The organism is Sulfurimonas paralvinellae, from assembly GCF_014905135.1.
Lineage (GTDB): Bacteria > Campylobacterota > Campylobacteria > Campylobacterales > Sulfurimonadaceae > Sulfurimonas > Sulfurimonas paralvinellae.
Genome location: NZ_CP041406.1, coordinates 366350 through 382877, shown reverse-complemented (window position 1 = coordinate 382877; position 16528 = coordinate 366350). Strand labels below are relative to the sequence as shown.

15 protein-coding genes, 2 tRNA genes and 1 other RNA gene are annotated in these 16528 nt (G+C 39.6%); 6 read left to right on the top strand and 12 right to left on the bottom strand.

Annotated elements, in window-relative coordinates; translation table 11 throughout:
* Positions 1–3: 3 nt before the first annotated feature.
* From accA to gpmI, 5 genes are all read right to left on the bottom strand, one after another.
* The gene (gene accA, locus FM071_RS02110; RefSeq protein WP_193111391.1) at positions 4–960 is read right to left on the bottom strand and encodes an acetyl-CoA carboxylase carboxyl transferase subunit alpha; all 957 of its coding nucleotides are present in this window, start codon (positions 958–960) and stop codon (positions 4–6) included.
* Positions 961–972: 12 nt separating this feature from the next.
* Positions 973–2190, bottom strand: coding sequence for a beta-ketoacyl-ACP synthase II (locus FM071_RS02105; protein ID WP_193111390.1), 1218 nt, complete (start codon positions 2188–2190; stop codon positions 973–975).
* 110 nt (positions 2191–2300) lie between these two features.
* Complete coding sequence (acpP, locus tag FM071_RS02100; protein ID WP_193111389.1) at positions 2301–2528, bottom strand: acyl carrier protein; 228 nt, start codon at positions 2526–2528, stop codon at positions 2301–2303.
* Positions 2529–2618: 90 nt separating this feature from the next.
* A complete protein-coding gene (gene fabG / locus FM071_RS02095) occupies positions 2619–3365 on the bottom strand; it encodes a 3-oxoacyl-ACP reductase FabG (protein WP_193111388.1) in 747 nt (248 codons plus the stop codon).
* A gap of 36 nt (positions 3366–3401) precedes the next feature.
* Positions 3402–4877: a 2,3-bisphosphoglycerate-independent phosphoglycerate mutase gene (gpmI, locus tag FM071_RS02090; RefSeq protein ID WP_193111387.1), complete on the bottom strand. Its 1476-nt coding sequence runs from the start codon at positions 4875–4877 to the stop codon at positions 3402–3404.
* Positions 4878–4954: 77 nt separating this feature from the next.
* Between gpmI and mraY the strand changes: the two genes are divergently transcribed.
* The 5 genes from mraY (at position 4955) to ssrA (ending at position 7758) form a co-directional block, all read left to right on the top strand.
* The gene (gene mraY, locus FM071_RS02085) at positions 4955–6016 is read left to right on the top strand and encodes a phospho-N-acetylmuramoyl-pentapeptide-transferase (protein WP_193111386.1); all 1062 of its coding nucleotides are present in this window, start codon (positions 4955–4957) and stop codon (positions 6014–6016) included.
* Positions 6016–6579 (top strand): phosphoribosylglycinamide formyltransferase, encoded by a 564-nt coding sequence (gene purN, locus FM071_RS02080; RefSeq protein WP_226960559.1) that lies wholly within the window; start codon positions 6016–6018, stop codon positions 6577–6579. The genes mraY and purN overlap by 1 nt, the downstream gene beginning before the upstream one ends.
* Positions 6567–7166 (top strand): trimeric intracellular cation channel family protein, encoded by a 600-nt coding sequence (locus FM071_RS02075; protein ID WP_193111385.1) that lies wholly within the window; start codon positions 6567–6569, stop codon positions 7164–7166. The genes purN and FM071_RS02075 overlap by 13 nt, the downstream gene beginning before the upstream one ends.
* Positions 7167–7217: 51 nt before the next feature.
* Positions 7218–7293 (top strand) — tRNA-Phe (locus FM071_RS02070).
* 86 nt (positions 7294–7379) lie between these two features.
* Positions 7380–7758, top strand: a transfer-messenger RNA (tmRNA) gene (ssrA, locus tag FM071_RS02065).
* Positions 7759–7832: 74 nt separating this feature from the next.
* On the opposite strand, the gene FM071_RS02060 is transcribed toward ssrA, so the two are convergent.
* From FM071_RS02060 to FM071_RS02045, 5 genes are all read right to left on the bottom strand, one after another.
* Entirely contained in the window at positions 7833–8930 is a 1098-nt protein-coding gene (locus FM071_RS02060; RefSeq protein ID WP_193111384.1) for a linear amide C-N hydrolase, read from the bottom strand.
* A gap of 20 nt (positions 8931–8950) precedes the next feature.
* Complete coding sequence (locus FM071_RS10790; protein ID WP_264299367.1) at positions 8951–9460, bottom strand: amidohydrolase family protein; 510 nt, start codon at positions 9458–9460, stop codon at positions 8951–8953.
* Positions 9447–10820, bottom strand: coding sequence for an amidohydrolase (locus FM071_RS02055; protein ID WP_264299366.1), 1374 nt, complete (start codon positions 10818–10820; stop codon positions 9447–9449). The genes FM071_RS10790 and FM071_RS02055 overlap by 14 nt, the downstream gene beginning before the upstream one ends.
* A gap of 1 nt (position 10821) precedes the next feature.
* Positions 10822–11712: a transporter gene (locus FM071_RS02050; protein ID WP_193111383.1), complete on the bottom strand. Its 891-nt coding sequence runs from the start codon at positions 11710–11712 to the stop codon at positions 10822–10824.
* 271 nt (positions 11713–11983) lie between these two features.
* Positions 11984–12058 (bottom strand) — tRNA-Val (locus FM071_RS02045).
* A 181-nt stretch (positions 12059–12239) separates the two neighbouring features.
* On the opposite strand from FM071_RS02045, the gene pckA reads away from it, so the two are divergent.
* Entirely contained in the window at positions 12240–13823 is a 1584-nt protein-coding gene (gene pckA, locus FM071_RS02040) for a phosphoenolpyruvate carboxykinase (ATP) (RefSeq protein WP_193111382.1), read from the top strand.
* 8 nt (positions 13824–13831) lie between these two features.
* On the opposite strand, the gene FM071_RS02035 is transcribed toward pckA, so the two are convergent.
* Positions 13832–14401 carry a DedA family protein gene (locus FM071_RS02035; protein WP_193111381.1) on the bottom strand — a complete coding sequence of 190 codons (570 nt, stop codon included), beginning with the start codon at positions 14399–14401 and terminating at the stop codon, positions 13832–13834.
* Between the two features lie 137 nt (positions 14402–14538).
* The gene (gene uvrB, locus FM071_RS02030) at positions 14539–16521 is read right to left on the bottom strand and encodes an excinuclease ABC subunit UvrB (protein WP_193111380.1); all 1983 of its coding nucleotides are present in this window, start codon (positions 16519–16521) and stop codon (positions 14539–14541) included.
* Positions 16522–16528: the final 7 nt, after the last annotated feature.

Sequence of the window (16528 nt, the reverse complement as noted above, 5' to 3'; positions counted from 1 at the left end):
CAATTATGCCTGTGGTAGTGTTTCTAGTTCTGCAAAAGCACCCGGCTTTGTAAGTTTTTTATATCTTACATCCATACGCTCTTCCTCACTCATCGCTTTAAGCTCTTTTACTTCTTTTAAAAAGTAATCAGCTATCGCAGCGGCAGCAGCTTCTTTCTCGCGGTGAGCACCGATTAGAGGCTCATTGATGATATCATCGATAAGATCAAGATCCATAAGATCCTGTGATGTGATTTTAAGCGCATTTGTCGCAGTTTCGACTTTTTTAGGATCATTCCATAAAATTGCCGCACAACCTTCTGGAGAAATAACACTAAAGATAGAGTAACGCATCATTGCAAATTTATCGGCAACACCAATGGCAAGAGCCCCACCTGAACCACCTTCTCCGATAACTACAGAGATTGTAGGCGTTTTGAGTTCAGCCAATTCCAAAAGGTTTCGTGCAATCGCTTCAGATTGGTTTCTCTCTTCTGCACCGATTCCAGGATATGCACCCGGAGTGTCAATAAGCATTAAAAGCGGCAGATTGAACTTCTCAGCAAGTTTTGCAGCACGCAACGCTTTACGGTACCCTTCCGGATGCGGCATACCGAAATTACGCTTGAGCTTGTTTTTTGTACCGCGCCCTTTTTGCTCACCGATAACGACAACTTTTTCATCACCGATATAACCCATATAGCAGATAATAGCAGCATCATCGCGGAAGTGTCTGTCTCCGTGGATCTCATACTTATCTTTCATAATAAGATTAATATAATCAAGTGCATATGGACGATCAAGATGACGTGCAAGCTGTAATTTTTGGAAGTCTGAAAGATTTTTATATATCTTTTCAACTTCTTTGTCTAGTTTCTTTTTTAACTCTTCAACAGCTGCGTGATCATGACGAACCTGTGCAGAGATAATGTCTTCTTGAATAAATTTAATCTTATATTCAAAGTCTAAGTATGTAGCCAAATCAGATCCTTCTTAGATTTTTTTGAAAATGACAACGCCGTTAGTTCCACCAAATCCAAATGAGTTAGACATAACAACATTCAAGTCGGCTTTTCTCGCACCTTCCGTTACATAATCAAGATCACAGTTTTCATCAGGTGTTTCATAGTTGATTGTTGGAGGAATGATTCCATCTCTTATAGCCATCAAAGATGTTACCGCTTCGATTCCACCGGCAGCACCAAGACAGTGACCGATCTGACCTTTAATAGAACTCATCGGAGGACAGTTCTCTTTACCGCCTAAAAGCTCTTTGAGTGCCAATGTTTCATTTTTATCATTGATAGGTGTCGATGTCCCGTGTGCATTTACATAGTCAAGTTTTGGTTCACCTGCCATTTTATATGCAGCTTTCATTGCACGTGCAGGGCCGTCAAGTGATGGCGTAGTAATGTGATTTGCGTCACCGCTTTCACCAAACCCGATAATTTCACCATAGATATTTGCACCACGTGCCACAGCATCTTCGTATGTCTCCAAAACAAGTGCAGCTGCACCTTCACCCATAACAAAACCGTCACGATCTGCATCAAATGGACGAGATGCGTGTTTTGGGTCATCATTTCTTGTTGAAAGTGCTTTCATAGCAGCAAATCCACCGACACCGACACCGGTAATTGCTGATTCTGCAGTAACAACAAGCATTTTATCAGCACCACCGAGCATGATTGTTTTTACAGCTTCATTGATAGCATGTGTTCCTGCAGCACAGGCAGTTACAGAAGATAGGTTAGGACCTTTTGTTCCGTGTTCAATCGAAACGAATCCACCAAGCATATTTACTAATGCTCCAGGAATAAAAAACGGAGAGATACGTCTTGGACCGCGAGCATCTAAGATAACTGAATTTTTCTCGATTGAAGGAAGTCCACCAATCCCTGAACCGGCAGAGATACCGAATCTTTCCATATCTGTATCTTCAGGTATAGCGGCATCAGCCATTGCTTCCTGTGCAGCTTTGAGACCAAGATGAATAAATCTGTCAGCTTTTTTGACTTCTTTAGCCGGCATTACCGTTGCCGGATCAAAATCTTTTACTTCACCTGCAATCTGTGCACTAAATGCAGACGGATCAAAAAGAGTAATAGTATCTATCCCACACTCACCTTCGCATATTGCTTTAAATGCGCTTTCTTTATCATGTCCTACAGAATTGATCATACCAAGACCTGTTACTACTACTCTTTTCATTTATACACTCTCCATAAAATATAAAATACTTTTAAAAATTAATTAGTAAATTAACTACTAAAAATATTTACTTCCGAGAAGATTGAACTCCTCAGATAAGTAAATTGTTACTATTTGTTTTCTATATAGTTAACAACGTCTTGAACTGTTTGAATCTTTTCAGCTTCATCATCAGGAATTTCGATATCGAATTTTTCTTCAAGAGCCATTACTAATTCTACAACATCAAGGCTATCTGCACCTAAATCTTCTACAAATTTTGAATCTTCTTTCACCTCATCTGGGCTCACGCTTAGTTGTTCAACTACTACTTCTTTAATATCGTCTAAAAGTGCCATTATAGCTCCTGTCTTTAAGTTTAAAATCTCGTAATTATATCATATTTATCTTAATTGAATTGGAAACACCAACTTAATTTTAGATAAACACTACGCCATATTCATGCCGCCGTTTACTTTGAGTGTCTCTCCGGTAATGTATGAAGCACTGTCTGAAAGTAAAAAAGCTGTCGCTTCTGCAACTTCAGACGGGTTGCCAAAACGGTTCATTGGAATCTTGTCTGTAAAACTTTTTTTGACCTCGTCACTAAGTACTTCTGTCATCTCTGTTGCAATAAATCCCGGTGTAACCGTATTATAACGGATGCCGCTTGTTGCCGCTTCTATTGCAAATGATTTTGTCATAGCAATTACACCACCCTTGCTTGCTGCATAGTTTGTCTGCCCGCCGTTTCCTGTTTCACCGACAATTGAAGCGATGTTCACAACGGAACCAAATTTTTTCTTTCTAGCCCCTTTAAAAAACTCACGACAACCAATAAATGTAGAAGTAAGATTTGCATTGATTACTGACATAAAATCTTCTGTTTTCATACGGAGTACAAGCTTGTCATTTGTAATGCCCGCATTGTTGACAAGATAAGAAAGCTCGCCGTCACTGTCAATGATAGTTTTGACAGCATCAATAAATGCTGCCTCGTCACTTACATCAAAACCGATAACTGCAGCTTCACCGCCTGCAGCTTCTATAGCCTCTTTAACAGCATCCGCCTCAGCAGCTCCGCTTCTGTAATTAACCCATACTTTAAGACCATATCCTGCCAAAACTTTTGCTATCTCTGCACCGATTCCGCGACTTGCACCTGTTACTAAAACATTTTTTCCTGAAAACTTCATTACTTTACTAATCTCCCTTAATTTTTGATTCTATTATTATATAAGACTATGATCCATCTCAGATGGAATCTCTAAATCCATTAATTTTAAAACTGTCGGTGCAATGTTATTGAGTCCGCCGTTATCGACTTTTTCAACGCCATCCGCATCAACGAAACACCATACTTTTCCAACTGTGTGATTTGTCAGCATATTGCCCTCTTCATCTCTCATCTCTTCACAGTTTCCATGATCAGAAGTCAAAACAAAAGCGTAGTCATGCTCTTTTGCCTTTTCCCAGATGCGACCAAGTTCTGCATCAACGGCTTCAACAGCTTTTTTTGCCGCTTCAAAGTCACCTGTGTGACCAACCATATCTCCGTTTGCAAAGTTGACAACAATAAAGTCATAATTCTCATCCATTGCAGCAAGTACCGCTTCCCCGACTTCATGAGCGCTCATCTCCGGTTTCATGTCGTATGTTTTTACATCCGGAGAAGGAATAAGCACCCGTGTTTCATTTTCATAAGGCTCATCTATACCGCCGTTTAAAAAGAATGTCACATGTGCATATTTTTCAGTCTCTGCCGTGTGAAGCTGTCGAAGATTGGCATTGGATATAACTTCTGCAAGCGTATTTTTCGGCGGTTCTTTTTTAAAGAGCACCGGATAGCTGAAGCTCTTGTCATACTCTGTGATCGTTGCCAAATGTACTTTTATATCTTTACGCTCAAATTCCGAAAATTCATCTGATGCCAGAGCCGTCACCATCTCACGCATTCTGTCACTTCTAAAGTTTACAGTAAGTACAGCATCTCCATCCTGCATACCGTCGTACTCTTCAAATGCCGTAGGTTCGACAAATTCATCTGTCTCTCCCTGTGCATACGAATGTCCTATGTAAACCTCTGCAGACATCTCTGTTTTTGGCTCAGCATTGACGATGGCATCATACGCACGTTTTACTCTTTCCCAACGGTTATCTCTGTCCATTGCATAAAAACGTCCCGCAATGGTCGCGATAGTGACATTGTCATTCAAATGCTCTTTTACTTTTTCCATATAACGCTCTGCTGAAGTCGGAGAAACATCACGTCCGTCTGTAATGAGATGCAAAAAAACTTTTTTACCGTTTTTTGCAGCAATATCGGCTATGCCCATAAAATGGTCTATATGCGAATGTACACCGCCGTCACTCATGAGTCCAATGAGATGCAGTCTGTCACTTTTTGAAAACAGTTCCTGCAAGACTTCATTGGACTCCAGCGTTCCCTCTTGCAGCGCCAAAGAAATTTTAACAAGGTCTTGATACAAAACACGACCGCTTCCTATACTCATATGCCCTACTTCAGAATTTCCCATCTGCCCTTCAGGAAGACCGACACTTAAGCCAAAAGTATCTATCAACGAGTGCGGGACTTCACTAAAAAGTTTGTCATATGTCGGCTTCTTGGCATTGTAAAAGGCGTTATGCTCTGTCTTTGCACAAAATCCTATGCCGTCTGTAATTACTAAAATTGCTTTTTTACTCAATTTTATTCCTATTAATTATTCGTTTGCGGATTATACTATAATGTCACTTTAATTTTATAAATGAACAGGAAATAGATTTGCTTTACTGGTTACATGATTTACTTGATATCAACCTTTTAGGATACATTACTATCCGAGCAGGTGTTGCTTTTTTCATCGCACTCTGCTTGACACTTTATCTCCTGCCAAAATTCATCCGCTGGGCACAAAGAACTTCAAATGTACAGCCTATCAATGACTGGGCACCCCAGCGCCATCAGGAAAAACGTTCAACACCTACAATGGGCGGTGTTGTATTTATCGGAGCTACCGTTTTTGCCTCTCTTTTAACCATACGACTTGACAATGCCTATGCACTCGGTGCTATATTAACACTTGTTCTTTTTTCTCTAATTGGCTTTTATGATGACTTTGCAAAAATCAAAAAAAGTGAAAATCTTGCCGGCTTCAAAGCACGCACAAAACTTGCACTGCAGATAGTTTCTGCTTTTGTCATCGCTGCTTTTTTATGTCTTTTTGCTGATTTCAATACAGACCTCTATATTCCATTTTTCAAAAATCCTGTTATGGATATGGGTCTGTTTGCCATACTCCTTTGGGTGCTCGTCATTATCGCCACATCAAATGCAGTAAATCTTACAGACGGGCTTGACGGACTTGCGACTGTGCCTTCCATCATAGCTCTGACAACTTTTAGTATTATCATCTATATTACAGGAAACGTAAAGATCAGCTCCTATCTTCTTATGCCGCATTTCGAAGTAAGTGAAGTCGCCATTATAGCCAGTGCGCTCATCGGAGCCCTCACAGGTTTTCTTTGGTACAACTGCCACCCTGCGGAAGTCTTTATGGGAGACAGCGGTTCGTTGACAGTCGGCGCTTTTTTAGGTTACCTTGCCATCATCTCCAAAAGTGAGATTCTTCTACTGCTCATCGGTTCTATCTTCGTTATTGAAACACTCTCTGTTATTCTACAGGTCGGTAGTTTCAAACTGCGGCAAAAACGTGTCTTTTTAATGGCTCCTATTCACCATCATTTCGAGATGAAAAACTGGGCAGAAAATAAAATTATCGTCAGATTTTGGATTATTGCCGTACTCTCGAATGTATTGGCACTCATTACACTCAAAATAAGATAATGAACCTTGCAATTCTAGCTTCACACAATGGCAGCACGCTAGATACTCTTCATTCTGCTATTGCAAATGGCATTTTACAGAACATCACTCTTTCACTTGTCATTTCCAATAATACTGATGCAAAAGTTTTGCTAAAAGCAAAAAAATACAATATTACAGCTCATGTCATCAATGCCAATAATACTCCAGATCCGGACAAGGTACTTTACACAGTTTTAAAAAATGCAAAAATCGACATCATCTTATTGGCGGGCTATATGAAAAAGATCCCGCCTGCCATCACGCAAAACTTCAAAGTCATCAACTCCCACCCTGCACTTTTACCAAAATTTGGCGGAAAAGGCATGTATGGTAGGCATGTGCATGAAGCTGTCATAGCCGCTAATGAGTCTTTGAGCGGGGTGACAGTTCATGAAGTCAACGAAAACTACGATGAAGGCAGAATCATCCTGCAAAAATCTCTGAAAATTGCTAAAGATGAAACAGCTGAAAGCTTGGAAAAACGCATCAAAGAACTTGAAAAAATCGCTGTAATTGAAGGGTTGCAACAATGTTTGAAGTAGCTGAATACATCGGTATTATCGCTTTTGCAATGAGTGGTTTTTTCGTAGCTGTCCGAAACAGGCTCGACCTGCTCGGCGTGCTTATTGCAACCTTTTTAACCGCTCTTGGCGGCGGTATAATTCGTGATATCACTGTTGACAAAGTTCCTTTTACTTTTTCACATACCTATCCTGCTCTTCTTGTCGTTATTCTTCTTGTTTTGCTTATTGTATTTCGATTTCATAAAAGAAACTCTCTAGAAAATAAACCACTTTTTATTCTCAGTGACTCCATCGGGCTTGTCTCTTTCAGCATCTCAGGTGCCCTCATCGCCATCGATGTCGATTTTAATCTAGCCGGTGTAATTGCCATGGCCTTCATTACCGCTGTTGGTGGAGGGATTGCACGCGATGTGATCATAAATGAAGTTCCTTTTGTACTCAAAACAGGATTTTACGGAACCATTTCCATCTTTATTGCAACTATTCTGTTTCTCTTGCATATGATTCATTTCATTAACTTCACAACGATCACTGCCCTTTTTATTACGGCTCTTTCTCTTCGACTTATCGCTTACTATAAAAAATGGTCTATCCCGCTTCGTTAACATAAGCTTACTTTCAGTACATTCAAGATATAATTTCACTCTTTAAAAGATGGCCTGTTAGCTCAGTCGGTAGAGCAAGTGACTGAAAATCACTGTGTCCTTGGTTCGATTCCGAGACAGGCCACCACCTTTCTTTATATCAAACTCCAAAAAACAACTAACGAAAACAAAATTTTTGATATAATTTTAATATGTTCTTATGGACATAAACTTGGGGACGACATGGCTTCGACTGGAGTCAATGGTCTTTGGCTGCATGCCGGACTGAGCAACTCCGTTATACGGCTCACAATTGCTTAAACGCAAACAATACAAATTATCGCCCAGCTTTAGCAGTAGCTTAAGTTTTACCCCCTCTTAAAGAGGACGGGCTGCTTCACCTGCGGATTCTAAATAAGCAGGATTTTGAAGTATAACCCTTTATTTAGATATATCATGTGTTTGTCTCAACACATGATGAATAAAAGAGGCTGGTCTTGTGTAGCTTTGCAGGTTGTGTGAAGCAAGATAAGATGAAACAACCTTTCTAAGCATGTAGACGTCACAGACAGTTGGCTCTAGGACTCCGGTTCGATCCCGGACGTCTCCACCAATTGAACAAACTTCATTTAACCCCTTCTTCACTCATTTACAAGAAAATTGCATTTATGATTTGAACTTAGGCTGCTATTTTAGCTTTTTGCTTACATCCTCAAATTTCTGTTTCGTTAATGTATGCAGCTTTACGATCTTTTTTGCATTAAAATCAAATTTTTTCATATCAACCATCTTGATATTTTGGTCATCATAGGTTTTATAGTAGAAACGAAGGTTTTTGGTGTCACGTACAACGGTTAGCATAGTATAGTCTGAATAGATCTTGCCTGCTTCTACTGTTCTTGCTGCACCCACTGGAATGTCGAAACTGTTGAGAATGTGAAACATCTGCATGACACCACCTTCAGCCGTTTTTGCCGGGATTGTACTGCCGGCGAATGCCGCAGCTCTTACGAAACGTGATGGAGGAGTGAAGTCACCTGGAAGACCAAGCATACCTGCGCCTTGCCCCAGCGGCTTAAGCTCGATGCCAAAGATCTTTTTACTGTGTGGAGTCGTATGTCCCAATGTTACATAGTTACGAAGGTTCATCATATGCCAGTCAAATGTAGGCGAGTTGGTGATGACACCGATAGGGTTGTCATATACTTTTAGCTTGCCATCGATTGGCTCAAAGACAATACTCTTTCCTGCCGCGTCATAAACAATGAAATGAAAAGGCTGTACCTGTGGAGGAAAGCCCGGAGTTAGTACTGGCGAAATCGCCACTTCGTTGTTCTTCAGGGCTTTTTTCACATCATCTACATTGTCGAACATAGAGAGTATCCACTGTACCATATCCGTAGTGGACATAGAAATAGACTGATTCTCTTTGGTTGTGACAGAATATTTTGCAAAACCAGGGAAATAGAAGTTTGCACATACCAATCCCTTCTCGTTCATTCCATCCACAATGACATCATAATCAGCGATGATCATTCCAACTGAAGCATATTTAGCTCTCCAGGTTTTACCCGGCCCCTTGGTCGTCATACCAGTGAACTTGTACCCACGTGGCACAAATGCCACACTAGTATCAATCAGTACACCAAATTCGACAGTACGACCATTGATAGCTGCTTTGTCCTCGGTAATGATCTGTGCTCCTGTACAGGCATTTGCCGTACTTATTCCAAATGTTGTGACTGCTATTGCGATTAGCCCTAATGTCTTTTTTTTGAAGTTCATTTTTATTCCTTGTATTAAACTCACTTGTTTTGGCAAAAACTGTTAAATGCTTCTGCACTATTTTTAAAACTTTTATCTTTTGCTAATTCCCATGGTCTTTCACAGTTTTGTATTTTAGCACACCACTTATAACCGGCAGAGCCGATACAACCGTGAGTATCTTTGTCTCCGCCGACCAGTTTTGGTTCTCTAATTTTAAGATCACCTCTAAACACAACTCCTGCAACTTCGATATCTTTAATATGCATTTTTTTGACTTTAAACGGGTTTTCATTAAGAAGTGTAAAATTTGCTGTTTTACCTGCTTTTATGGATCCTATTTTATTTTCAAGATTCAATGTTCTTGCTGCATTTATTGTAATTCCTTGCATTGCTGTAAAGAGATCAATACGTTGATCTTGAGAAACAGGTCTCCCTTTATCTGTTACTCTATTGACAGCTGTCCACACAAGCGTCAGTGGTTCAGCCGGCGCCATAGCAAAATCTGAGTGTAGAGAAAATGGAATGCCTCTGTCTTTAAGAAACTTCATAGGCACCAAGTTCTCTGCTCTTTTTTTTTCCCAACCCGTATTTAGAATATTTTTCTGTCAATGCCCATAAATAGTACGGGTTTACAGATGCCTCTATACCAAGTTCTTTCATCTCATCTGCTTGCTTAGAAGTAAAATACCCCAAATGGTGAAGCGTTAATCTATGATCTTTTCTCGGGTTGCGTTTTTGCATCTCTCTTACGGTGTCTATACAACGTTGAATACCCAGATCGCCATTGGCATGGATATGAATTTTATACCCTCTGTCCCAGTAATAATTCATCTGTTTTTTAAATATTTTAAGGGGTGTCATCCATTGACCTTTAAAGCCGTCTGTATATCCCTCTTTCATCTGCATGGCCAACGAATAGATGGCACCATCGGCAAACAGTTTGACCTGTTTTGGTAATATTTTAATGTTTTGGGTATTGTATTTGGCGGGTGACGCTTCCATGAACTGCGTTGCTTTTTCAATACTGCCTTTTGCAACACTCAATTGACCGGCATTTAAAATATTATAGATTTCATAAGAGGGCTTTTTATCCATTTCAGATTTCAAAAGGTTATACTCCATGTCAAAATTGACATTTGGAAACCCTGGTTCTGCTATGGTGGTAATACCATTTTTCTCCATAAGTTTGGTCATGTCCGCCAAGCCTTTTTTATACTTTACAGGATTCAGCATAAAGGGTGCTATTTTTGGAGCCAGTGCCTGCCAACCACCTTCAAAGAAGTGCCCTTTGTCCCACTCTACCTGAGGATTGCCTTTATAATCTTCTTCTTTAATTTTAAAAAGTTCAATGGCTTTGTCATTTAAAAACACTTCATGAAAAGAGCGGTGAAGTACAGCTACAGGATTGTTTGGAGATATTTTATTGAGTATTTCACGGTTTAACGTTCCATGCCACAGTTGATGATAACCCCATATAAAAAGTACATCATCTTTTTTACCATACTTTGCAATAGATTGTTTAAGACGTGCCAGATAAGCATCATGCCCTTCAACCCCTTTTTTAATACCATCAGGTACATTCCAGTCATGTGGTGCAACAATATCACCAGAGAGTAAAATGGCCGCGATAAGAGGATGTAAGTGGGGCTCGATAAACCCGGGCATCATTGTTTTACCTTTGAGGTCTACACCTACCGTTTTTCCAGCAAAATTATTAAATGCAGCTGCTTTTTTTCCTGCATAAATTATTTTACCATTACGAGTAATTACTGCTTCAACATATGTTGGCTTGTTACCCTCCATAGTGATGATGTCACCACCGTAAAATAGCGTCTGTTCTAATTTATCTGCACTTAGTGTTAAACTAAAAACGCTCAGGATTGAGAAGAGTAATGTAAAAGCTTTCATCCTATAAGTTTCCAAATGGATTTTTGATGATAAAATTCGCTTGCATCATAATAGTAGAATCAGCGGCAAGAGTATCAGGAGCAATGATATTTTTTTGATACTCAACCATAAGCTGAACAGGCATTGGCCCGATTTTAATCATTTTTCCTACACCAAACGCGACAGGTAAAGTTAGTTTATTATCATCTTTTCCATTCCAATTGTAAGTAATATGTGGACTTGCACGAAGTTGCCAAGCATGAGGAAGATTGTACATAATAAAGTACTGAATATCAGTATGATTTGCCATTTTAACATTCTTCGTACCATCATCAGATATACCCCACCAGTGTTGCAAATGTGCACCTACTGTCCATTGATCATTTGCATACAGAGCAAGAGCTGTTGGTCCTGCTTGGTACTGGTGTGATGCTACTGTCTTATGTTGTGATGTTGGAAAAATAAAAGTAACACCACCACCATAAGACCAACCTTTTGTCCTAACAATACCAACACCCATTGGTAAAATCAAATCCCCTAGTTTTGCTTCTCTGTTTTTACCGACAGCAGTAGCATGTACAGGGCTATCCACATGTATGCCAACACCAGTTGGTGCATCTATGTATGTAATAACTGGACGAGCAAATGCGGTCATACCATTTTTTAGTGGGATAGGAAGGACAGGTTGAAAAAGTGTTGTATTTATATGATTTTTACCAGATATATGAACACCATTAGGTAAAGTAACATCACCTTTTATTGTGGTGTAGTTATTTTGAAACGAAAGGTTCCAAATCTGTGCAAGAGGATTTGCCATCTCTTTTGAGAGCTCCTCCATACTTTTTTCTTTAGCATATAAACCCATTTGTAATAAGCTAATTATCAGCAAATTTTTACATAAAAAAATTTTCATCTTTTTACCTTTTTTTTAATCATTTTACACCAGAATTCTTCTGTTAGACTTAATTAGAATTTTGGATAATATATACTAGTAAACTTGCTGCTAATTATTCATACTTCAAACAAGTTGGATATCTCACTAAGCCAACATACATAATGATTGTCTAATTTATAGGGAATATTCCATCAGTAAAATCACTGCATTGCAATACAATAGCGATAAAGAGCGATAAAGCAATAAATTAAACAGATTTAAAATAGAATGGGAAATGATTTTTGAAAGATGGTGTTCGAGAGAGGATTTGAACCTCCGACCACTTCGATGTCAACGAAGTGCTCTACCCCTGAGCTACCCGAACATTTATTTGTGAGTAGAATTCTAGCAAAAATTCCTTAAACAAACCTCTAAAAACAATTTTATAAAATCTTGCAATATTCTAAAAATTTTACTTTTAATTTAGGTATATAAGTAGTATAATTTCATTCACAGAATGATATTTCACATTATATCAATCCACTATATATACCACAAGGTAAATTATGAAAGTACAATTAGAAGAATTAGGGCTTAAAAATGTAGGTAAGATCTATCATAATCTTAGTTATGATGAACTTATCAAGCATGAGCTTGAAAATGGTGAAGTAAGACGCACAAAGAGTGGTGCGACGGCTGTTGACACAGGTATCTTTACAGGAAGAAGCCCAAAAGACAAATATTTTGTAGACAGATCACCATCGAATAAATACATTGCATGGGGTGACGTCAATCAAAAGATCAGTGAAGAAATTTTTGATGAACTTTTAGAGCTCTCACGTGAACAACTCTCAGGTAAAGACCTTTATGTAACAGATGTATATAGTGGTGCAAGTCCCGCTTCTAAAAAATCTATCCGCTTTGTAACAGAGATTGCCTGGCAATCTCACTTTGTAAAGAACATGTTTATCCGTCCTACTGCTTCAGAACTGGAAGTTTTCAAATCTGATTTCACAGTTTTAAATGCCTGTAAAGCGGTCAATGACAGATGGAAAGAGCATGGAATGAATTCCGAAGTATTTGTACTGTTTGATGTAGAGAGAAACTTATGTATCATCGGCGGTACATGGTATGGTGGTGAACTTAAAAAGGGTATCTTCTCTATGATGAACTACTGGCTTCCACTTGACGGGAAACTCTCTATGCACTGTTCTGCAAATGTTGGAAAAGAGAATGATACAGCGCTTTTCTTCGGTCTCAGCGGTACCGGAAAAACAACACTCTCAACAGATCCAAACCGTGCACTTATCGGTGATGATGAGCACGGTTGGGATGATCATGGTGTCTTTAACTTCGAAGGTGGATGCTACGCAAAAGTCATTAACCTCGATGCAAAAAGCGAACCTGAGATCTATGGTGCCATCCGTGAAGATGCACTCCTTGAAAATGTTGTCATGGATGATGACGGTGACGTCAATTATGAAGATGACTCAAAAACAGAAAACACACGTGTCTCTTACCCGATCGAGCATATTGAAAATCACAAAGCTGATCTTATGGCAGGGCATCCTAAAAACATTATCTTCCTCTCTGCAGATGCTTTTGGTGTTCTTCCTCCGGTATCAAAACTTACACGTGAACAGGCAATGTACTACTTCTTAAGTGGTTATACTGCAAAAGTAGCAGGAACAGAGCGTGGTATCACAGAGCCGGTAGCCACTTTCTCTGCATGTTTTGGTGAGGCATTTATGACGCTTCACCCGACTGTTTATGCAAAACTACTTGGCGAAAAGATCGATAAACACGATGTAAATGTCTATCTTGTAAACACTGGCTGGACAGGCGGCGGTTATGGCGTTGGAAAACGCATGAGCTTGAAAGATACACGTGCTTGTATCAATGCTATTTTAGACGGTTCTATTAACGACAGTGAATTTGACACGACAAAAACTTTTAGACTTCAAGTGCCAAAAACACTTGGAAATATCAACCCTGACCTTCTCAACCCTCGTAATGCATGGGAAGACAAAGAAGCCTTTGATAGAACACGTGACCAATTAGCCGAAATGTTCATCGAGAACTTCAAACGCTATCAAGATGCTGAGAGTGAATTTGACTTCTCAGCAGCAGGACCGAAAGTAGAAAGCTAAAAAGCTTTTTACTTTTTCTTTTTTTTCTTTGTAACTTTTTCCATATAAAGCCACACAGTTCCGCCAATAGCAACTAAAATGACGGGTGCAAGCCATTTGTTATCATTTATATAGATAGCAAATTTACTCAGAGCCGCTCCAAAATAATAACTCGACAAACCAAATACAAGTGCCCAGATAGCCGCTGCAAAAATATTTAATATAGCAAACTTTTTAAAATCATACTTTGTCAGGGCAATGGCAATAGGAACAACGGTTTTAAGTCCGTAAATGAACTTTTGAATAAAGATCACCCAGTCACCATGTTTTTTCATAAGTATGTGCGAAAGTGCCAATTTTCGTCTGTGTTTATGAAGACCTTCGACCATCATAGACTTTTGATATCGTGTCAGCCAAAAGAGCAGAATATCGCCTAATGCATTCCCTGCAAAGGCAATAGCAATAGAAAGTGACAGATCCATCTTTCCCATAAAACTAAGCACTCCCGCTGCCACAAGCCCTATAAATCCACCGCCAAGAGAGTAGATAAAGAGGCCTATATATCCATATGTCACTAAATTATTAAATGTATCTTCCAAGCTATTTCCTTCATTTTGCTGATACCTCTTATCAGAGGCTAGATAGTAAAGATTGAGTGGTTTTTTTCAGGCTCAGACCAGCGGGAGGATTTGTCCTGTAAAAAATCACTCAATCTTTACGTTGTTGGCAATGTAACTTATAATTTTTTTATTTTTGTTATCTCATCACGCAAGCGAGCCGCCTCTTCAAAGTTCAGCTCTTTTGCCGCTGCTTTCATCTTTAAAGAGAGTTCTTTTACCAATGCTTTTCTCTCACTTGAGGGCATTTTATCCATTTTTTTATGTTTTTCATAGAGTCCGCCGGCATCTTCGAGTTTTAAATTCTCATCGAGTGTCCGCTTTGTCGTCGTTGGTGTGATGCCATGTTCTTTGTTGAAAGCTTCCTGCAGAGATCTTCTTTTTTTCGTTATCTCTATGGCTCTTTGCATCGAACCTGTCATCTTATTCGCATACAAAACAACACGCCCGTTTTCATTACGAGCTGCACGTCCTATTGTTTGAATGAGGGCCGTTTCACTCCGTAAAAAGCCCTCTTTATCTGCATCGAGTATGGCTACCAGGCTTACTTCCGGCAGATCAAGCCCCTCACGCAGGAGATTGATCCCAATGAGAACATCGAACTCTCCAAGTCTTAGTGAACGGATGATCTGGTTTCTCTCGATCGTATCAATGTCCGAGTGCATATACTGTACTTTTATACCTAAATCAGCAAGATATTTCGTGAGTGCCTCTGCCATTTTTTTTGTCAGTACCGTTATAAGCACACGCTCATCTTTTTGCGTTATCTTTTTGATCTCGTCATGAATATCCTCGACTTGATTATCCGATGGTCGTATATCAATAATAGGATCAAGCAGACCGGTAGGACGGATGATCTGCTGAGCTTTTACTGCCGATCTCTCTAACTCATACTCATTCGGTGTGGCAGAGACAAAAAGATAGTGCGGTGCTTTTTCGATGTACTCATCAAGCTTTAAAGGACGATTATCAAGCGCACTCGGCAATCGAAAGCCATAATCAACAAGCACCTCTTTTCTTGCTCTATCACCCGCATACATACCGCGAAACTGCGGCAGAGATACGTGTGACTCATCAACAATGATCAAATAATCCTTATGACGAACCTCAAAATAGTCAAGCAGTGTAAAAGGAGCTTCTCCGGGCTTTTTATCTGTAAGCAGTCTTGAATAGTTCTCAATACCTTTACACATTCCCGTTGTCTGCAGCATCTCAAGATCGAACTCAACCCGTTGCTTTAAGCGTTGATACTCAACGACCTTTCCCTCTTTTTGAAAATACGCAAGTCTCTCATCAAGCTCTTCTTCTATACGTTTGATCGCTACTGCCATCTTCTCTTGAGAGACGGCAAACTGACTTGTAGAGTAGATTGTAAACTTTTTATGGTCTTCGAGCCGTTTGTTGTCGATGACATCAAAAGTATAGATTGCTTCTATCTCATCACCAAAGAACTCTATACGGATAGCTTCTTGTTCAAAATATGGAGGATAGACATCGATGCTTTCACCGTTGACACGAATATGCCCACTGTCAAAGTAGCTGTCATTGCGTGAGTAACCCATCTCAACCAGACGAAGCAGCAGTTTTTTCTGGCTTATCTCATCGCCGACTGCAATGGACTGCACCATACTCTGATACTCCTCGGGGTCTCCCAAACCGTAATTTGCAGATACAGAAGCGATAACAATGACATCATCATATGAGAGCAGATTTGCCGTTGCAGAGAGTCGCAGACGTTCAAGCTCATCATTGATAGCTGAATCCTTTTCAATGAAAAGGTCCTGCCTTGGAATATAAGCCTCCGGCTGATAATAGTCATAATATGATACAAAATACTCAACATGATTATTTGGAAAGAATTGTCGAAATTCACTATAAAGCTGTGCCGCAAGTGTTTTGTTATGTGTCATGATGATAGTCGGCATCTTTGTCTTCTCTATCACACGTGCCATCGTATGTGTTTTACCTGAACCCGTCACCCCTTCGAGTGTCTGGTATCTATTTCCTGCAAGGATGCTGTTACTGAGTTTTTCTATAGCCTGTGGCTGATCACCCGCCGGACTGTAGGGTGAGACCACTTCAAAGTTTATATCTTTTTTCATTGATGAA